The sequence below is a fragment of the Actinomycetota bacterium genome, assembly GCA_005888325.1.
Lineage (GTDB): Bacteria > Actinomycetota > Acidimicrobiia > Acidimicrobiales > AC-14 > AC-14.
Genome location: VAWU01000061.1, coordinates 77,043 through 78,479 on the forward strand (window position 1 = coordinate 77,043; position 1,437 = coordinate 78,479).

Below are 1,437 nucleotides of genomic sequence, written 5' to 3' on the forward strand. Positions count from 1 at the left end.
TCGCTCAGGTCGTGGGGGTTGCCGACCACAACGTCCCAGTTCCATCCCTGTTGGCCGGGATTGTTGACGAGCTGTCCCAGGCTCGTCCCGAACGTCAGGGCGCCAGCGAGGGCTGCCACTGCCACCATCGCGCCGATCATGGCGGTGGCCACGGGCACCGCGCTGCGGCCCCGGCCGCGCTGCAACCCGTAGCGCACGCCGATGACGGCGGCGGGGGGTGCCGAGGATCGGGCGAGAGCGCCGGCCAGGCGGGCCGAAGAGGCCTGGACTGGGTCGTCGTCGCCAGCTGAAGCCGCCGAACGCCGACTGACGCGCCAGGCAGGCCGCGCTGCGCCGACGACAACGAGGGCGGCGATGGCCAAGAAGCCGGGGATGAGGATGGTGGGGTCGAGCGACAACCCTGGGTGGATCTCGGCTTGACGGGCGAGGCCCAACGGCATGAGCGGTGAGGCCAACACCGCTCCCAGGAAAGCGATCGCGGCCCCGGCGACGCCGATGACCGCTGCCCGCAACAGCACCGTGCCGGCGAGCTGGGCCCCGGTGGCGCCGAGGCTGTGCAAGATGGCGGAGTCGTTGCCTTCGAGCTGCGCCTGGCGGCCGATTGCCTGGCCCACGAGAAGGAGGGTCACGAGGCCCGCCAGGGCGCCGAAGATGAGCAGGGCGACGACCTCAATGTGGATGCCCCGCTGGGCGCTTGCGGCAGCGCGTCGCATGCCGTAGACGTTGCCGGATTCGCCAACGGTGATCTGGCCGCGCCCCGCCGCTTCGGCGGCGGTCGTGAACGCCTTCCAGTTGGTCGCACCGTGACGGAGACGAACACCGACGAGGTTGATGTCCGGGATCGCCTGTACCGGGATTCCCAGACCCCCGGCCAGGCGAGGCAGAAAGGCCGGCGTCAGGTAGAGGTTCTGCTGACCCTCGTAGCCGACGCTCTGCTTTGCCGCCAGCGGCACGATGGCGCTGACGTCCTGGGGGAAACGAACGACGCCTGCAACGCGAACGGTGAACGAGGGGCCCGCCGGAGCCTGAGGCCCGATCGAGGTGTTGCCGGTGAGCCCGCCATTTTGGAACTGGGCGAGCGAGTAGGCGTAGAGACGCAGACGGCTGCCCACGTGCAGATGTCGCTTCGTCGCGGCGAGCTCGTTGACCGCCACGTCGAACGGGCGAGTGGGGTCAGGCAGGCGCCCGGTCAGTACCAGCGGGCGGTCGACGCGGCGATAGAGATCGAGATCGGCTGTCCCGATCGTGTTGAGTCCGCCGACGTTGTTGGTTCGACCAGTCGGATCGGTGCTCATGAAGAGGTACGGGGCCCGGAAATGAGCGGCAACCTGTGGGAGGTCCACCACTCGCTGCTCGGCTGGGGAGAGCGCCAGCGAGCTGGCGGCCGCGCCGGGGGCCACCGGAGGCGAGAACACGCTGCCGAACAAGAAGCCCCCG

The 1,437-nt window shown here is 69.8% G+C and carries 1 pseudogene (cut by a window edge); it reads right to left on the reverse strand.

The annotated features are described in order from the left end of the window. A pseudogene (locus tag E6G06_17630) lies at nt 1-1,343 on the reverse strand (hypothetical protein); it reaches 532 nt to the left of the window's first position. Nucleotides 1,344-1,437 lie beyond the last annotated feature (94 nt).